The sequence below is a fragment of the Acinetobacter sp. FDAARGOS_494 genome, from assembly GCF_003812225.1.
Taxonomy (GTDB): domain Bacteria; phylum Pseudomonadota; class Gammaproteobacteria; order Pseudomonadales; family Moraxellaceae; genus Acinetobacter; species Acinetobacter baumannii.
Map to the genome: position 1 here is coordinate 3,391,238 of NZ_CP033866.1, position 15,080 is coordinate 3,406,317.

A 15,080-nucleotide genomic window follows, 5' to 3' on the forward strand; every position below is an offset into this window, starting at 1 on the left:
TGTCCTTATATCCATAATCCGTGATTGTAACCTAATCCAGGTCGCTGTTTTCTTGTACGGCATTTCAAGAGGTTGAGATTCAACCATAAAAGAATTTTTTTGCTCTGTTATCTTTGTGATGTATTTTATGTATCTTTATGTAAACAAGTGTAACTTTGATTACATATTAAATTTAGTTTAATAAAATCAATTAATTATGAATTTAAAATAATATCAAAACTTATTAAAAAACTAATAATTTAAAAAATCTAAGAGTTAAATTCAGTTTTTTAGTTACAAAAATAATAATGACAGGATGTCTTTTAAGAAAAGTTATTATTTAGATGAATAATTTCTCATCAATTTTACGCGAAAAAAATGGTTTTAATAAGAAAAAAAGAATATCAAAAGAGGAATATTAACTCGTCAATTGATTAAATAACTCGTGCATACCTTCTGTAGCCGTCATATTTAATAATTTATATTGAGGTGGAACACGAGAATGATCTGCTTGGGGATCTATATAATACGCTTTGGAATAATGAGGAATCTCATGGACCAAGGCGGCAACTGGATATACGCTTAATGTTGACCCGATTACAATAAAAATATCAGCACTTTGTACTAAACGAATTGCTTCTTCATAAGCAGGTACAGCTTCACCAAACCAAACGACATGAGGTCGAAGCGGGTAACCATTTAGACAAAAGTCCTGTTCTAAATCGAGCTTCCAACCATTAACTTCATAAAATTGAGTTGTATATTGTGCATCTGGCCCAGAACTTTTCGCTAGTCGAATATTGCCATGTAGATGTAAGACATTTTGGCTTCCAGCACGCTCATGTAGATCATCAATATTTTGTGTAATGACTTGTACATCATAATGGTCTTGTAGTTTAGCAATATATTGATGAGCTTCGTTCGGCTGGGCTTCTAAAATATTTTTACGACGTTCGTTGTAAAAGCGTTGAACTAAAGCTGGATTTCTTTCCCACGCTTCGGGAGTGGCAACTTGTTGTATATCATAATTTTCCCAGAGACCATTACTATCGCGGAAAGTACTAATTCCACTTTCTGCACTCATACCGGCGCCGGAAAATACCACAAGTTTTGTCATATGAATGACCCATTCATGAATTTGGTTTTTAAATCTGATCTATACATATATAAAAAAACCAGTTAAATCTAAACTGGTTTTTTTATTAAAACTATATCTATATTATAGACCAGCTTCATACTCTGCATTTGTTAAAAGTTTTTCAACATCTGCAATATTGTCTGGTTTGATTTTATAAATCCAGCCTTTGCCATATGGATCTTCATTTACAAAATCCGGATCATCTTCAAGATCAGTATTAACTTCTACTACTGTACCAGAGACAGGGGCATGAATATCAGAAGCAGTTTTAACTGATTCAACAACTCCGGCTTGTTCGCCAGCTGTTACTTGGCTACCCACTTCAGGAGTTTCAACATAGACCAAATCTCCAAGCTCATCTTGTGCATGGTCGGTAATCCCTGTAATAACAAGGTCTCCTTCAATTTTTACCCACTCATGTGTACGTGCATACTTCAATTCTGAAGGATGGTTCATGACAACTCCTTAAGCTTGTGTCCAATATTTTAATAACATTATAAATAGGGGTCTTTGCGCCAGTTGCTCGGACTGCGACCGCTCCAGCGTTTAAAAGCGCGACTGAAATTTGCGACATCCGAGTAACCAAGTTCATCTGCAATTTGTTCAAGACTATAATCTGTACGCGAAAGCAGAGAGGTCGCATGACGATATCGAACTTCATCTACTAAAGTAGAAAATGAAGTACCTTCGGCTGCCAATTGTCGCTTTAAGGTACGATCTGACATATGTAAATATTCTGCTACATTTTCTATGCTTAAGTAATGTTGTTCAGAATTACTTAAAATATCACGTACACGCATGGCTAGACGGCGGCGTTCGCCTAAAGCAGATAGTTCCGCTTCACATTGGTTAATAGCGATTTGACTTGCGATTGGATCGGCATTAACTAACTTAAAACCTAAATATTTTTTGTCAAAGCTAGAGATTAGATGAGGCTGGTTAAACCGAATAGTACTGCTTAGTTTGCTCTTATATTTATCAAAACCTTCCGGTTCTGGAAAGTCTAAATCAACATCACCCGCTAAATCTTCAATACCCGTAATCGCTTTAGCCATGGTCATAATACCAATAGTTAAACCTAAAACGATTTCAGTACGAAGAGGTTCTAACTCAATATCACATTGCAATTGTAATGTGGCTTTTGGCCCGAAAGTAGAAAAATATAATTGTAAAAAAGGTAAGCGTAATTGGATAAAACGGGCAGCGAGAGCAATCGCTTCTGTAATATCTTTTGCTGTCATTATCGCGTAGCCAATAAATCCGTGAATGGAAATACGCATTTGAGTGCCAATATGATAACCCAGTGTACTTTCACCGGTAAGATTTAAGGCATGTTTGACTAGCTCATTTGCTACGGGTGTTGAAATACGATATTCAGGATCGGCCAATTGCTCACTAGTAAGATGAAAAGGAGCAAATAATGTTTCATCGTTGTATCCCCAACGTGAAACTACATCTAATAGCAATAAGCCATAGACTCCTGGAATACCTTGATCTTGACGAGCTGAGGTAATTTTCATATGCGTTCCGTTGCTCTCATCAATTTTCTACGTGCATTTCTTACACATCTTGTCATGAAATATAATTTGAGTTTATAAAAACTGTTAGACAATCATATCAACGATTCATTAAACATTCTTTTTAAAGACAACGATTTTTGTCGTTGAAATAAGTAAAACATCCCCATGCTGATTTAAGGCTTGCGTAACGTAGCTTACAATACCACGATCCAATTTTGTTTTGGATGGCGTAATGGCGGAAATTTCAGCTTCAACATGAATACGGTCACCAGGCCGAGTAGGGCGTGGCCAACGTAGACTAGATTCTGAGCCTACTAGTCCACCATGAATGGGCATGCATTCAGTCCATAAGCGCATAGTAATTGCCGAGGTATGCCATCCGCTAGCGGCAATACCTTTAAAGATTGGATCTTCTTTGGCTAACTCTTCATCTGTATGGAAAGGTTGAGGGTCATAGTGGCTTGCAAATTGTTTAATTTCATCAAGTGTAATTTCATACTCACGACTGATAAAACGATCACCAATTTTTAAATCTTCTAAATAAAGCATTAATCTTGACCCTGTACTACTTTTTGCTCAATAAGAAAACCGCCCGTTTGACGTTTCCATAATTGTGCGTATATACCATTTTTAGCAATTAATTCTTCATGAGTACCTTGCTCTGCAATTTTACCTTCATCAAGAACAATTAAACGGTCCATTTGAGCAATGGTAGACAAACGGTGAGCAATTGCAATAACTGTTTTATCTACCATTAGGTCATTTAAACTAGACTGAATAGCTGCTTCAACTTCTGAGTCTAAAGCGCTAGTTGCTTCATCTAAGATTAAAATTGGTGCATCTTTTAAGAAAACACGCGCAATAGCGATACGTTGTCTTTGACCACCTGACAGTTTGACACCACGTTCACCAACTTGTGCTTCATAACCTGAACGCCCTTTTAAGTCGACAAGTTGAGGAATAAATTCAGCTGCTTTTGCCTTATGCACGGCACTTTGCATATCTTGATCAGTTGCATCTGGACGGCCATATTTAATATTTTCGGCAACTGAGCGATGTAGTAGAGAAGTGTCTTGAGTAACTAAAGCAATATTTGCTCTCAAACTATCTTGCGTAACATCTTCAATATTCTGCCCATCAATTAAAATTGCACCTTCTTTAAGATGATAAAAGTGTAACAGTAATTGGATGAGGGTAGATTTACCTGCACCTGAACGGCCAACGATACCAATCTTTTCACCTGCTTTAATGTGTAGATTAAAGTGATCGATGACATTTTTATTGTTATAAGCAAAGGTCACATCTTTAAATACGATCTCACCTTGTGTGACTGCAAGTGGTTTTGCATCTGGCTTGTCTTGAATATTGATTTTTTTACCAAGTGTTTGCATGCCATCTTGAATGGTACCAACATTTTCAAATAATGCTGACATATGCCACATCATAAACTCAGCCATGCTATTAAGTTTTAAAATCATGGCAGTAGTAGCAGCAATTACGCCTAACGCTGCTAAACCTTGAGTCCATAACCAAACTGCGGTACCAATTACCCCAACAAATAAAACAGCAGACAGTAAATTAATGCTAACTTCAAAAAGAGTACCTAGACGCATTTGCGCATAGACTGTGGTCATAAACTCTTTCATTGACGCTTTTGCATATTGGCTTTCACGCCCAGCATGAGCAAAGAGCTTTACAGTTTGAATATTAGTGTAGGCGTCAGTTACACGACCAGTCATTACAGCGCGTGCATCGGCTTGTTGTTGTGATACTTTGCTTAAACGTGGAATAAAGAACCATGCGCTTAATAAAAATAACCCTAACCAAACCATAAGTGGAATAAGTAATGTGGGTGAGATTGCACCAAGAACAATACTTACGGTAATAAAGTAAATGCTGACGTAAGCCAACATGTCGCCTAAAATAATCCAGAATTCACGGACTGCTAAAGCTGTTTGCATGACCTTTGCAGAAAGTCGACCAGCAAAATCATTATGGAAAAAGTCTAGGCTTTGTTTTAATAAAAGGTTATGGAAGCGCCAACGTAAGCGCATTGGAAAAGTACTATATAAAATTTGATGTTTTATAATAGATTGAATATTAACAAATAAAATGTTAGCAAATAACACGCTAATGAGAATAAGGATGTTTGACGCATGTTGGCTTAAGAAACTTTCAGGCTGACTATTACTAAGCCAATCTACAAGTTGCCCAATTTTTGAAAAGAGCAGGGCTTCAAAGCTAGCTGCACCAGCTGTACATATAATAAGTAGCAATAAATATGGACGCACACCTTCAGTAGCTTGCCAAACAAATGGGAAAAAGCGTGTTGGTAAGGGCTCATCCAAACCTTTGGTTGGATAAGGATCTACAAGTTTTTCAAACCACTTCAGCATGAATGACTACCTTTATACATCAGCTACTTTAGTAAAATTTCGCAATTTAATTTGCAATAAAGTCAGTTAGATCAAACTTAATTAAGGTATTGATCTGTTGGGTGTGTGGATACACGTCAAAGTTTATGTTGTATATCTTTGGCTAAAACTGACATGATTTAGTCAAGACATAAATTTGGAATCGGGAAGAAGCCTAAAAGGCATCGTAAAGACAAAAAATGTTTTATTCATTATATCGATAATAATAGATGAAGTGGTGAATGAATTTGGCTTGAATGTAATTTTTATAAATTTTTTTAATAAATGATAAAATATTAATATTTATTTTAAGCAGTATGAGCCTTTATCCGAATGTTGATAAAGGCTCATAACAGTTACCACATTAAGTCATCCGGAATTACATATGCTGCATATGGATCTTCTTCATCAGTAGTTTGTTCATTTTTCTCAGCATTATTGATCAAAATAAATCCTTTCATTTTTTGATCAATTTTTTCAGCTAAGGCTTTAGGAAGGTAAGCATATTGATCTTGATCTTTAGCAATCACTAAACTGCCTGTAACAAGTGCATTATAAACTTGCTGAGATAGGTAAACCTTTTTAATCTTATTCTCGTCAATAAATTGATAAGCCACATCTCCGGCAAAATCTACAATTTTGTGTTGCTTGATCATTTGAATGATTGAAGCCTTTAATGCTTTTTCTTCGAGTTGCTGCTGCTTTTCTAGATTCAAAGCTTGATCTTTTGCTTGTTTCTCTTTTTGAGCTTTTTCAATATTAGCTTTAATTTCTGCTTCATTGCTTTGACCAGTACGCTGCTCATGCTGAGCTTGTTTGGTAAGTTTTTTCGCTTTTTTATTGTCAACTAAACCAGCTTTGAGTAACTGAGCTTGTAAGGCATTTTTAACCATGACTTAATCCGAATTTGAAGAGGAAGAACTATGAAAGTAAACTGCCCAATACGAAATACTGAGAGTTAAGCTTAAAATTGCTGGAAGCAAAAATGATTGCAATTTTAAATAAGGGTGAACTAAAGCAGCAATTATACCGCCAGATAGAAAACCTATAAAAATAAGTAGATGCAAAATAATGCGGCGATTCTCTACTTTTAAACCTCGTGCTATATAACCAAGTGCAAGCCCAAGATCTGTTAAGACACCCGATAAGTGAGTAGTCCTAATAATGGTTCCTTTATAGTGACTTACCATTGCATTTTGTAGCCCCATGGCGACACAAGCCCATAATAGTCCATATTTTGGAAAATAAGGCAGCAGTAACCAACAGAGAAAAATAAATAGTGAAACTAGACTTAAAGGAAGGCCATACCGGCGGCCTAATTTGAAATGGCTATTGCCTAGAATAAAACCACTGTAAAATGATCCACATACATAACATAATATAACTAGTACTAAATATATGATGTGTTCAAACTGCCAGTTTACCAAACTCATGGCTAGCATACTGACATTACCAGTCATATGCGACACCGATTGATGTAAAAGGGTGATAAGCCCTAATACATTAATCATTCCGGCATTTATTGCCAGTAAGAAGGCGCCAAGTTGGAACCAGTTTGGTAAACTTTGAAATGGCATGTTCTCTATGAGTTTTGTCTTGAGCGAATATCAACTGCGGCTGTAAATAAAACATCGGTAGATGAGTTAAGCGCCGTTTCTGTTGAATCTTGTAATACACTAATAATCATACCTACTGCAACAACTTGCATTGCAATTTCTGATGAAATACCAAATAAGCTACATGCGACTGGAATTAGAAGTAGGGAACCACCTGCAACACCAGATGCACCACATGCTGATATTGTAGCTACAATAGATAAAATAATCATTGTTGCCAAATCAACATGAATTCCTAACGTATGCACAGTTGCTAAAGTAAGTACAGTAATCGTAACTGCTGCACCAGCCATGTTAACAGTAGCACCTAAAGGAATTGAAACGCTCGCAGTTGAAGGATTTACGCCTAAACGTTCAGCTAAATCAAGGTTTACAGGAATATTAGCTGCTGAGCTGCGTGTAAAGAACGCTGTGATACCACTTTCTTTTAAGCATTTAAATACTAATGGGTAGGGATTACCGCGAATTGTTAAACCTACTAGAATTGGGTTAATCACTAGAGCAACAAACAGCATTGTTCCTAATAGAACAGCAAGTAATTGTGCATAACTTTCAAGTGTTGCTAGTCCAGCATCTGCAAAAGTTACTGCAACTAGACCGAAAATACCAACAGGTGCAAACGCAATAACTTTATGAATAATAGCGCTTACAGCATGTGAAACATCCTGCATTACTTGTTTGGTTGTATCCGAGCTATGACGCATTGCTAAGCCGAGACCAATTGCCCACGCAAGAATACCAATAAAGTTCGCTTCACTGATTGCTTGAACAGGGTTTGCAATAAAACTTAAAAGCAGATTTTTTAATATATCAGCGAGACTACCAGGCGCTTGCAAATTATTATGAGAAACAGTGTTGAGATAAAGCGTACTAGGAAAAGATAAGCTAGCGATCACAGCACTAAAAGCAGCTAATAACATACCTACTACATAGAGTAGTAATACTGGGCGTAAATTTGCACTATGACCGACTTGGAAGTTGGCAATAGATGAGAGAACCAGTACAAAGACTAAAATAGGAGCAACCGATTTTAATGCTTTAATAAATAGTTCACCAAACAAGCTTAAGTACGGCGTAACGGTTGGAAATAATAGTGCGACGCCTATCCCTAAAATAATGGCGATAATAATTTTAGTGACTAAGCTTAATCGAGAAAAGAATTCAAGCATATAAAGGCCTTATTAACCTATTCATGGCTAAAGGTTGAACAAGCTGAGTATTTTATACGTAAGTGATGTGAATCTTAAGCTTTTTTATATCAAGTCATCAGTTTTATAAGGTTTGGTAATATTAAGTATTTGTTTTTAAATAAAGAAAATTGATTGGTTAAAGTTTGGTATCTGATGTTTTGCTTATATTACAGCCAGTAACGCTTAAGTTCTTATTATTTGCCATAAAAATTAGTGAAGAGGGAGAAAAGATATAAAAAAGAAATAGGAGAGGTTATTTTTGTTTTTTAATAGATTGGAATGCTAGAAAAACTACGCGAATTTTCAATCCTCTTTGCTCGGATAATTACCAGCTACCAAGTTGAAAAATCGCATATTTCAGGAATACATTAATATTATTATAATTTTATAAGTTTAGAGCAGTTATTCTATGCAATATAACTGGTAAAGCATATTTAAAATTGAATGCATCTTATCATCCTTGATTGAATAGAAGATTTGCTTGCCATCACGACGTGTTGAAACGACATCACTTTTACGTAGCATCATCAATTGTTGTGAAAGGGTGGGTTGGGTGATTTGTGTTTTCTCTTCAATTTGAGAGACATTTAACTCCTCATGGGCTAAGTGACATAAAATTAATAAACGGTCAGTGTTAGCTAAAGATTTTAATGTTCCTACGACTGAATCCGCCGCATTTTTCATTTCTTCAATTTGGAGTCCATCTTTCATACTTTATACCTATATCAATATGGCCGGCATAGTATAGATTGATCTTAAGAAAATGAATGTAGCAAAACTAATCAATCCAATTGTTTTTGTTGAAAAGGTTTATAAGTGTAATTGATAAATATATAACATTATTAAGGTAAAACAAGAATTTGTATTTGTTTTGTGTCAAAAGTGTTGCTTTGTGTGAGAAGCGTAATTGTTAAGTATAAATGAAACAAAGTCAAAGAAAATAAATTCTATTTTTCTCTCTATCAATAGTTAAATCTGATTTATATATAAAAGGGCAAGAAAAAAAGATTGTGTTTTTATTTTCTAAAGTTATAATCGACCATGTACAGACAGGTCTGTATATTCTAGTTTGGGATGATAATTTAAAAAATGTCAAACTCTAAGCTAGAATGACTTTCAGACGCAGCGTGATGAATAAGAAGAAGATTCAACAAGATAAGAAGAATAATATCACGCTTTATTTTTTAATGTGCAATTTTTTCAAATTCAATGAGTTTCTCTACACGCTTCCAATAGTCATCAATTTTTACTGAACCATGCTCAACTTGAGCTTGAATGGTCATACCCTCTAAAATATTGACTAAAAGCAATGCCAAAGGTCGAGACTCTTCAATTTCATATTGAATAAGAAGATCTTGCATTAATTGTGTTAACCAGATTTTGTATAAAGTTGCTGGTTGATGTGTTGACGGGTATTGTTTTAATACTTCTTCTAAGGCTTTTTGGAACATGCAACCATTAAAGTCTTCACTATTAAACCAATCTGAATACCATAAAAAGATGGCTTTAATACGAGCTAGTGGGTTGGTTTCGTCTTCTTTAGAGATTGCCGCAGTAAGAGAATTTTGTAAAAGTGAGTTTCTTAATAATAAACACTCTTCAATAAGTTTCTCTTTTGAAGGAAAGTATTTATAAAATGTCATTTTCGCTACACCAGATTCACTGATGATACGATCTACCCCTATAGAATTATAACTATATGAATTAAAAAGTCTTAAAGCAGTGGTAATAATGTCATCTTTTTTTGACATATTTTAGTAGCCTCACACAAATATTTTGCTATTAGCCTAAAGGTCGAGTGTACAAATAAAAAGCACGAACGCGAAATTTTACATTGTATTGACTGTTATTGATAGAAAAAAATAGGTTTTTTAAAAATAATAAAAGAACAAAACTCAATGCTAAGCATTAATTTTTTTATAATTTAATAGCTATGTTTAGTAGTTAATTCTTTGATTTGGTAAGGTGGTTTTTACTATAAGTGGGCCTTTATAACTTTGATTTAAAGATTGGTATATTTAAACATGTATTTATAAAAGAAAAAAGGAGAAATTTTATAATTTCTCCTTTTTATATATTTAGTTAGTATTACTCTGCAGGAGGTAACAACATAAGAATTGAATTATTCAATAATTGAACAATGTTTTCTAAAATATCTGTATTGTTAAGCTCACTATTGAAAGGAATGCTTTTCCCATCGGCAATCGATTTGAGTTGGGTGGCAAAAGATTCCACAATCGGTAATTCTTCTCCATTACCCCAAAACTTTAAAATGCCATTTTGTTCTGTATAAAGTAGACGCGAAGCAGGTTCGAGTAGCAGCTCATACCCTTCTGACAAAATAGCATTTAGGTCTTCAACCTCTATTTCATCTGGTTCTGGAATATTGTCTGGATATTTAGGCTCGCTCATGTAAGACATGAGGGCAGCATCAAGTACTGTTGAATTTTTCAATTGAGCTAGCACTAAATCTCTTAAATAAGCCAACTCTTCCGTGTTTATTTCCCCAATTTGAGGAGGATTCTTACGGGTAATATCGACAACAGGATTTTGAAGTAATTCATCAGTAGCAAATTGATCGCTAATTCTATCGATCATGCCTGAAATATTAGGCATACGGAAACCAAAGGAGAAAGTTAAACAATCATCTTCGGCAACGCCATAATGTGATAATCCAGGTGGAACATATAATAAGTCGCCAGGAGCTAATACTTCATCAAAATGAACATCTATTTCTGATAGCAACTTTAAAGGTTGATTAGGTACAAATTCAGTGTTTGCATCACACATTTGGCCGAGTTGCCAGCGACGATGACCATATCCTTGAACAAGAAAAACATCATAAAAGTCAAAATGTTTTCCTACTGAACCACCTTTGGGGGCATAAGACACCATAATGTCATCACGGCGCCATTGTGGAATAAAAGGAAATTTCTTCCACAATTCAGCTATATCAAATGAATAATGGTCTACTGCTTGAACCAAAAGTGTCCATAACTTTGGTAGTTTTTGAAAATCACCTTTAGTTAAGGGAGACGATTTTACATGCCATTCATTTGGATTTTTATCTTTTTGACGGATAAGACGAGCAGTTACATGGTCTTCTAAAGCGAGTTCTTTTACATCATTCGGCTCTAACATACCCACAATTTCAGGCATAGCATTACGTACAAGTAATGGTTTTTTCTGCCAATACTCTGTTAAAAACTGTTCAGCAGTAATACCGCCTAAAACGGTTAAAGCTTCTGTCATGGAAATAACCTATAAATAAGCTAATAAATATTAAGGAATTTGGAGATTGAGTTGTCTTAAAATCTGACAAAGCTGAATCATGGGTAAACCCATCAGCGTGGTTTGGTCTTGGCCTATCATTTTTTCAAATAAACTAATGCCGAGACTTTCACACTTAAAACTTCCTGCGCATTCTAAGGGCAGATCTAAGTCGACGTATCTTTCGATTTCAGGCGCGCTTAAATTGCGAAACTTAACTTGATAATGCTCAACAAGCGTATGTTCAAAACTTTTTTCAAGGCACTGCACACTTAAAGCAGTACTAAAAAAGACTATTCGGCCAGAGTTTGCTGCTAATTGAGCTTTGGCATTTTCAATTGTTAAGGGTTTGCCAATAAAATCATGAGGAGCATGCTCTCGCCATGCAACCTGATCTGATCCAATTACAATTGCTTCACGATTTTTTTGTGCAATTACTTGTGCTTTAGTAAATGCCAGTCTTTTTGCTAAATCATCGGCATGCGTTTCACCACAAGGACTCTCGTCAATATCTGGACTAATGCAGATATATTCGATTCCTAAACGATTCATTAAATCTTTACGTGTCTGACTGCTTGATGCCAAAATAATTTTGGGTTGTTTCATTACACTGCAAATTCCATTAATACATCTAATGGAACATAGCTCAATACAGCCTGATGACAAGCATGAAGTTTAACAGGGGGTGCTTGACCAGCTTGATAAGCTTCTACCCAACGAGTTACACAAATGCACCAGAAGTCTCCCGGCTGTAGGCCAGGGAAGCCTGCTTCTGGTAGAGGAGTGATCAGATCGTTTCCGACTTTTTGTGAAAAATTTAAAAACTCAGAAGTCATTTGGGCGCACACCGTATGTTGTCCAAGATCTGTTACGGCTGTATGGCAAAAACCATTCCGGAAGTAGCCAGTAATAGGGTCAAAACAACAGCTTGCTAAGGGTTCACCTAAAACATTTAAACGATTGATTTGTGGATCTGGATGAATAGACATAATGGATGAAATATTAGATGACTACCTCTATCATAATCAAAACTTTGGCTTTCTACAGCTTTTATGCAAAAAAACTAACCTTTTTTGATGTAATCATTTAAAATTGGCGCGTTTTTAAAATCATAAAGAGAGCTTTACATGAATTTTCAGCGCATGACTGACCTTAATTTAGCAGGTAAACGTGTCCTTATTCGTGAAGATTTAAACGTTCCTGTTAAAAATGGTGTGATTACTAGCGATGCTCGTTTACGTGCCGCACTTCCAACAATAAAAGCTGCTTTAGAAAAAGGCGCTGCTGTAATGGTATTTTCACATTTAGGTCGTCCTGTGGAAGGTGAGCCAAAGCCTGAACAATCACTTGCACCAGTGGCTGCATATTTAACTGAAGCATTAGGTCAAGAAGTTAAATTATTTACTGATTATTTAAATGGGGTTGAAGTTGAAGCAGGACAAGTTGTTTTGCTTGAAAATGTTCGTTTTAATCCGGGTGAAAAGAAAAATAATCCTGAACTTGCACAAAAATATGCAGCTCTATGTGATGTGTTTGTAATGGATGCTTTTGGTACTGCTCACCGTGCAGAAGCTTCTACAGAAGGTGTAGCACGTTTTGCACCTGTTGCAGCGGCAGGCCCATTATTGGCTGCTGAATTAGATGCACTTGGCCGTGCAATGCAAACACCTGAAAAACCAATGGTGGCAATTGTCGCTGGTTCTAAAGTTTCAACAAAACTTGATGTGTTAAATTCATTATCTGGTATTTGTGACCAACTGATTGTAGGCGGTGGTATTGCAAATACTTTCTTGGCGGCTGCTGGTTACAATGTTGGTAAATCTTTATATGAAGCTGACTTGGTTGAAACTGCAAAACAAATTGCTGCTAAAGTAAGTGTTCCACTTCCTACAGATGTAGTTGTAGCTGATGCTTCACAAATTAACTTCGAAGATTTCTTAGGTTCTTTGGCAGCAGCGCAAGCAGTAATTAAGAAAGTTGAAGATGTCACAGCAAATGATATGATTTTGGATGTTGGTCCTGAAACAGCTAAAGCATTTGCAAATATTTTAACAACTTCAAAAACGATTCTTTGGAATGGTCCTGTTGGTGTATTTGAAGTTGATCAATTTGGTGAAGGTACTAAAGCACTTTCTCTTGCAGTTGCACAATCTGATGCATTCTCAATTGCTGGTGGTGGTGATACTTTAGCTGCGATTGATAAATATAATGTAGCTGATCAAATTGGTTATATTTCAACAGGTGGTGGTGCATTCCTTGAATTTGTTGAAGGAAAAACATTGCCAGCAGTTGCCGTTTTACTTGAGCGTGCTTAAAAACTGTTATATTGAAATAAGAAGGGATTGAGTTATCAATCCCTTTTTCATTGATAAGTCATTAAATTGTCATATTCCTGAAATAATATAATGAGTACTAAATCACCAATTGTGGAAAATAGTGATGAATTTAAAACTTACCTTTGCTGCTTTGTTAATTGTCCCAATGATGTTGACTGCTTGTGCGAAAAAAGAAGAGGCGGCTCAAGCAGGCCAAGATGCGGCATCTACAGCTGTTGCTGACAAAGTAACTCCGGAACAACAAGCTGCAATCGATGCGCTTGATAAGCCAGTTTTAGATGAAAAGAATACAGATGTGGTTGAAGGTAGTGCATCTAGCGAGACGGCTGCTTCAGAAACGCATTAATTTGTTGTTTTTTGTTAAAAATTCCCTGCAAATGCAGGGATTTTTTTTGAAATACTGTGATTTGTTGCTGAATTGAAATAAATGACAAGGTAGAATAAGCCGCACTACCTGGGAGGATATTATGGCACTCATTTCAATGCGCCAGCTCTTGGATCACGCTGCGGAACATAACTACGGCGTACCAGCATTTAACGTAAATAACTTAGAACAAATGCGTGCAATTATGCTTGCCGCAGATGCTACCAATTCACCTGTAATTGTTCAGGCATCTGCTGGAGCTCGCAAATATGCAGGCGCTCCATTCTTACGCCATCTTATTTTGGCTGCAATTGAAGAATGGCCACACATTCCAGTGGTAATGCACCAAGACCATGGTACAAGCCCTGATGTATGCCAACGTTCTATTCAACTTGGTTTTAGCTCAGTGATGATGGACGGTTCATTGGGCGCTGATGGTAAAACTCCTACAACTTACGATTACAACGTAGATGTAACTCGTCAAGTGGTAGCAATGGCTCATGCTTGTGGTGTATCTGTTGAAGGTGAGATCGGTTGCTTAGGTAGCCTTGAAACAGGTATGGCTGGAGAAGAAGACGGTGTGGGTGCAGAAGGTGTACTAGACCATTCTCAGCTTTTAACCTCTGTTGAAGAAGCAAAACAATTCGTTGCTGATACAAATGTTGATGCTTTAGCAATTGCTGTAGGTACTTCACACGGTGCTTATAAATTTACACGTCCACCTACAGGGGATATTTTAGCAATTGACCGTATTAAAGAAATTCATGCGGCATTGCCAAATACTCACCTTGTAATGCACGGTTCAAGCTCTGTACCACAAGAATGGTTAAAAGTAATTAACGAGTTTGGTGGTAATATTGGTGAGACTTATGGTGTACCAGTTGAACAGCTTGTAGAAGCGATTAAACATGGTGTACGTAAAATCAATATCGATACTGACTTGCGTTTAGCTTCAACAGGTGCAATTCGTCGTTTCATGGCGGAAAACCCAGCTGAATTTGACCCACGTAAGTATTTCGCTAAAACTGTCGATTCAATGAAACAAATTTGTATCGATCGTTATGAAGCTTTCGGTACAGCTGGTAATGCTGACAAGATTCGCCCAATTTCTTTAGAGAAAATGGTTGATCGTTATAAATAATTCCCGTTAGGGTCTGATTTATAGAAACCGGTTATTCATATAACCGGTTTTTTAATGGCTGGGTTTTGTTTATAAAAAAACCTGTGATCAACACAGGTTTTAACGACAAAAG

The 15,080-nt window shown here is 36.2% G+C and carries 16 protein-coding genes; 3 read left to right on the forward strand and 13 right to left on the reverse strand.

The genetic code is table 11. From position 1 onward, the window contains the following. Positions 1-397 precede the first annotated feature (397 nt). The 13 genes from EG365_RS16555 to EG365_RS16615 form a co-directional block, all read right to left on the reverse strand. Positions 398-1,096, reverse strand: a complete 699-nt coding sequence (locus EG365_RS16555; RefSeq protein ID WP_000164254.1) for an SIR2 family NAD-dependent protein deacylase — start codon at positions 1,094-1,096, stop codon at positions 398-400. Between the two features lie 102 nt (positions 1,097-1,198). Then, positions 1,199-1,573 carry a glycine cleavage system protein GcvH gene (gene gcvH / locus EG365_RS16560; protein ID WP_001016343.1) on the reverse strand — a complete coding sequence of 125 codons (375 nt, stop codon included), beginning with the start codon at positions 1,571-1,573 and terminating at the stop codon, positions 1,199-1,201. 38 nt (positions 1,574-1,611) lie between these two features. Continuing rightward, the gene (locus EG365_RS16565; protein WP_000705521.1) at positions 1,612-2,637 is read right to left on the reverse strand and encodes an AraC family transcriptional regulator; all 1,026 of its coding nucleotides are present in this window, start codon (positions 2,635-2,637) and stop codon (positions 1,612-1,614) included. Positions 2,638-2,745: 108 nt separating this feature from the next. Continuing rightward, positions 2,746-3,186: a MaoC family dehydratase gene (locus EG365_RS16570; protein WP_000966086.1), complete on the reverse strand. Its 441-nt coding sequence runs from the start codon at positions 3,184-3,186 to the stop codon at positions 2,746-2,748. Then, positions 3,186-5,033 (reverse strand): ABC transporter ATP-binding protein, encoded by a 1,848-nt coding sequence (locus tag EG365_RS16575; protein WP_000922240.1) that lies wholly within the window; start codon positions 5,031-5,033, stop codon positions 3,186-3,188. The genes EG365_RS16570 and EG365_RS16575 overlap by 1 nt, the downstream gene beginning before the upstream one ends. A 374-nt stretch (positions 5,034-5,407) precedes the next feature. Beyond that, entirely contained in the window at positions 5,408-5,944 is a 537-nt protein-coding gene (locus tag EG365_RS16580) for a DUF2058 domain-containing protein (RefSeq protein WP_000240310.1), read from the reverse strand. Positions 5,945-5,947: 3 nt separating this feature from the next. Continuing rightward, complete coding sequence (locus EG365_RS16585; RefSeq protein ID WP_001116532.1) at positions 5,948-6,628, reverse strand: YoaK family protein; 681 nt, start codon at positions 6,626-6,628, stop codon at positions 5,948-5,950. A gap of 5 nt (positions 6,629-6,633) precedes the next feature. Next, positions 6,634-7,836, reverse strand: coding sequence for a serine/threonine transporter SstT (gene sstT / locus EG365_RS16590; RefSeq protein ID WP_000889006.1), 1,203 nt, complete (start codon positions 7,834-7,836; stop codon positions 6,634-6,636). A gap of 423 nt (positions 7,837-8,259) precedes the next feature. Continuing rightward, positions 8,260-8,568: an ArsR/SmtB family transcription factor gene (locus tag EG365_RS16595; RefSeq protein ID WP_000651464.1), complete on the reverse strand. Its 309-nt coding sequence runs from the start codon at positions 8,566-8,568 to the stop codon at positions 8,260-8,262. A 473-nt stretch (positions 8,569-9,041) separates the two neighbouring features. Then, positions 9,042-9,608 carry a TetR/AcrR family transcriptional regulator gene (locus tag EG365_RS16600; RefSeq protein ID WP_000037059.1) on the reverse strand — a complete coding sequence of 189 codons (567 nt, stop codon included), beginning with the start codon at positions 9,606-9,608 and terminating at the stop codon, positions 9,042-9,044. A 337-nt stretch (positions 9,609-9,945) separates the two neighbouring features. Beyond that, on the reverse strand, positions 9,946-11,109 hold the full coding sequence (locus EG365_RS16605; protein ID WP_000133507.1) for a cupin domain-containing protein: 1,164 nt from the start codon (positions 11,107-11,109) through the stop codon (positions 9,946-9,948). Positions 11,110-11,139: 30 nt separating this feature from the next. Further along, positions 11,140-11,733, reverse strand: coding sequence for a Maf family protein (locus EG365_RS16610; RefSeq protein WP_000812877.1), 594 nt, complete (start codon positions 11,731-11,733; stop codon positions 11,140-11,142). Then, positions 11,733-12,116, reverse strand: a complete 384-nt coding sequence (locus EG365_RS16615; RefSeq protein WP_000022187.1) for a DUF2237 family protein — start codon at positions 12,114-12,116, stop codon at positions 11,733-11,735. The genes EG365_RS16610 and EG365_RS16615 overlap by 1 nt, the downstream gene beginning before the upstream one ends. A 138-nt stretch (positions 12,117-12,254) precedes the next feature. Between EG365_RS16615 and EG365_RS16620 the strand changes: the two genes are divergently transcribed. The 3 genes from EG365_RS16620 (at position 12,255) to fba (ending at position 14,968) form a co-directional block, all read left to right on the forward strand. Further along, complete coding sequence (locus EG365_RS16620; protein ID WP_001011094.1) at positions 12,255-13,442, forward strand: phosphoglycerate kinase; 1,188 nt, start codon at positions 12,255-12,257, stop codon at positions 13,440-13,442. 124 nt (positions 13,443-13,566) lie between these two features. Further along, complete coding sequence (locus tag EG365_RS16625; RefSeq protein ID WP_001049817.1) at positions 13,567-13,809, forward strand: hypothetical protein; 243 nt, start codon at positions 13,567-13,569, stop codon at positions 13,807-13,809. A gap of 121 nt (positions 13,810-13,930) precedes the next feature. Continuing rightward, a complete protein-coding gene (gene fba / locus EG365_RS16630; protein ID WP_001174011.1) occupies positions 13,931-14,968 on the forward strand; it encodes a class II fructose-bisphosphate aldolase in 1,038 nt (345 codons plus the stop codon). Positions 14,969-15,080: the final 112 nt, after the last annotated feature.

Excerpts from the sequence above, each read along its gene's own strand:
- EG365_RS16555 (WP_000164254.1), bottom strand. The coding sequence starts at position 1,096 with ATGACAAAACTTGTGGTATTTTCCGGCGCCGGTATGAGTGCAGAAAGT.
- gcvH (WP_001016343.1), bottom strand. The coding sequence starts at position 1,573 with ATGAACCATCCTTCAGAATTGAAGTATGCACGTACACATGAGTGGGTA.
- EG365_RS16565 (WP_000705521.1), bottom strand. The coding sequence starts at position 2,637 with ATGAAAATTACCTCAGCTCGTCAAGATCAAGGTATTCCAGGAGTCTAT.
- EG365_RS16570 (WP_000966086.1), bottom strand. The coding sequence starts at position 3,186 with ATGCTTTATTTAGAAGATTTAAAAATTGGTGATCGTTTTATCAGTCGT.
- EG365_RS16575 (WP_000922240.1), bottom strand. The coding sequence starts at position 5,033 with ATGCTGAAGTGGTTTGAAAAACTTGTAGATCCTTATCCAACCAAAGGT.
- EG365_RS16580 (WP_000240310.1), bottom strand. The coding sequence starts at position 5,944 with ATGGTTAAAAATGCCTTACAAGCTCAGTTACTCAAAGCTGGTTTAGTT.
- EG365_RS16585 (WP_001116532.1), bottom strand. The coding sequence starts at position 6,628 with ATGCCATTTCAAAGTTTACCAAACTGGTTCCAACTTGGCGCCTTCTTA.
- sstT (WP_000889006.1), bottom strand. The coding sequence starts at position 7,836 with ATGCTTGAATTCTTTTCTCGATTAAGCTTAGTCACTAAAATTATTATC.
- EG365_RS16595 (WP_000651464.1), bottom strand. The coding sequence starts at position 8,568 with ATGAAAGATGGACTCCAAATTGAAGAAATGAAAAATGCGGCGGATTCA.
- EG365_RS16600 (WP_000037059.1), bottom strand. The coding sequence starts at position 9,608 with ATGTCAAAAAAAGATGACATTATTACCACTGCTTTAAGACTTTTTAAT.
- EG365_RS16605 (WP_000133507.1), bottom strand. The coding sequence starts at position 11,109 with ATGACAGAAGCTTTAACCGTTTTAGGCGGTATTACTGCTGAACAGTTT.
- EG365_RS16610 (WP_000812877.1), bottom strand. The coding sequence starts at position 11,733 with ATGAAACAACCCAAAATTATTTTGGCATCAAGCAGTCAGACACGTAAA.
- EG365_RS16615 (WP_000022187.1), bottom strand. The coding sequence starts at position 12,116 with ATGTCTATTCATCCAGATCCACAAATCAATCGTTTAAATGTTTTAGGT.
- EG365_RS16620 (WP_001011094.1), top strand. The coding sequence starts at position 12,255 with ATGAATTTTCAGCGCATGACTGACCTTAATTTAGCAGGTAAACGTGTC.
- EG365_RS16625 (WP_001049817.1), top strand. The coding sequence starts at position 13,567 with ATGAATTTAAAACTTACCTTTGCTGCTTTGTTAATTGTCCCAATGATG.
- fba (WP_001174011.1), top strand. The coding sequence starts at position 13,931 with ATGGCACTCATTTCAATGCGCCAGCTCTTGGATCACGCTGCGGAACAT.